Annotated in this window: 1 protein-coding gene and 1 pseudogene; both read right to left on the bottom strand. The window is 58.5% G+C overall.

The window, feature by feature from the left end; all coding sequences use genetic code 11:
- Window positions 1-406, bottom strand: a pseudogene (locus tag J5224_RS27135) (sigma-54-dependent Fis family transcriptional regulator); the annotation flags it as partial.
- 2 nt (window positions 407-408) lie between these two features.
- The coding region (locus tag J5224_RS27130; protein ID WP_264628252.1) for an AAA family ATPase at window positions 409-1609 on the bottom strand (1201 nt) is incomplete at its 5' end.

Here is a 1609-nt window from a genome sequence, read left to right as displayed (position 1 = left end):
GGTCAGACGAATCCAGCAGCGCCAACACCGCCAGCGGTTTGCCATTTTCTGCCAACAGCGGTAACGCATGCAGCCCGCAGGCCGTGCCAACACGGCACAACATCTGACGAAAATCGTGATGCTCGATGCGTGCGCCGCCGTACAAAGAATCCCAGGTGCGCACCTGATTTTTGTGCAATACGTAGGCCAGTGGGTGGCTAAAATCATCCACCGCCAGTTGCAACGATACTGGCGCATCATGAACGTGCCCGTGGCACGTCAGTTGACGGCCGCTGACATCCACCATGCCCAGCAGCACCCCCTGCGGTTGCCAGACGCGCTGAATGGTCTCCAGCAGCCAGTCGCACAACGCCGCTTCGTCGCGGGGTTGCGTGAGTCCCAGCGCCAGATCGAGGGCTCGTTGCATATTCAGCCCTCCACCTCAGACTGGAACTGGCCCTCTTTCACCTGGAAATGCACCCGACGAACCGGCTCGCCAGCGGAAAGGCGTTGCAGCAGTTGCAATGAAACCGGTGGCAACAGCGCGCCATCGATCACCGATTCCAGCATTCGTGCACCGTTTTCGCTGCGGTTTGCCAGACGCAGAATCTCTTCCGGCACCGCCTCGTCGATCACGGTTTCGGCACCAAAACGCTGTTGCAGCAGTGCCACCAGGCGCGCCAGCTTGCCGTGGACGATGGCGACCATCGTGGCGTGATCCAACGGCAGGTAGGGAATGACTTCCATGCGCGCCAACAGCGCCGGCTTGAAGAATGCCGCCAGCTCGGGATAGAGCGCATCCAGCAGATCATTCGAGCGTTCCGTCTGCACATCCTGTGACGCATGGGCGGCATAGTTAACAATGGTTTGAAAACCGAGGTTAGAGGTGAGGAAGAACACCACGTTGCGGCAATCGATGACCCGCCCTTCACCATCGGCCAATTCACCTTTATCGAACGCCTGATAAAACAGGTTAAGCACGTCAGGATGGGCCTTTTCCACTTCGTCCAGCAGCACGACTGAATAGGGTTTCTGACGGATGGCTTCGGTCAACACACCGCCTTCACCAAACCCTACGTATCCGGGCGGGGAACCGATCAGGCGCGATACCGTGTGTTTCTCCTGATATTCCGACATGTTGATGGTGGTCAGGTAATTACGCCCGCCGAACAGCAGATCGGCAATCTGCAACACCGTTTCCGTTTTCCCCACGCCGCTCGGCCCGACCAGCAGGAAAGCGCCCAACGGACGACCGGGACGACGCAGATCCGCTCGCGCCGTCAACAGATGTTTGTGCAGGTGTGCGATAGCCAACGTTTGGCCTTTGATGGTTTCACCCAGGAACTCAGGCAGGCGAGTCACCACCTCTATTTCTCCTTGCGAAATGCGGTTGAGCGGCACGCCGGTCCACTCGGCGATCACGGCGGCAATCTGGGTTTTGTCCACGTGTGGGGATACCAATACAGACGCCTGCTGGAGCGCCTCCAATTCACGCTCGCACGCCGTCAGTTCATCAGCCATCGCTTCGATATCATCGGGTAGTTGATCATCATCAGGTCGTTCATCGGCCAGCAGAGCGCTGCGCAAGGCGATAATGCGCTGCACATGCAGCTTCTGCTGTTGCCAATCG

It is taken from the genome of Candidatus Symbiopectobacterium sp. NZEC135 (genome assembly GCF_025962695.1).
The sequence above is the reverse complement of the archived record's forward strand: the minus strand, read 5'-3'. Positions and strand labels throughout refer to the sequence as shown.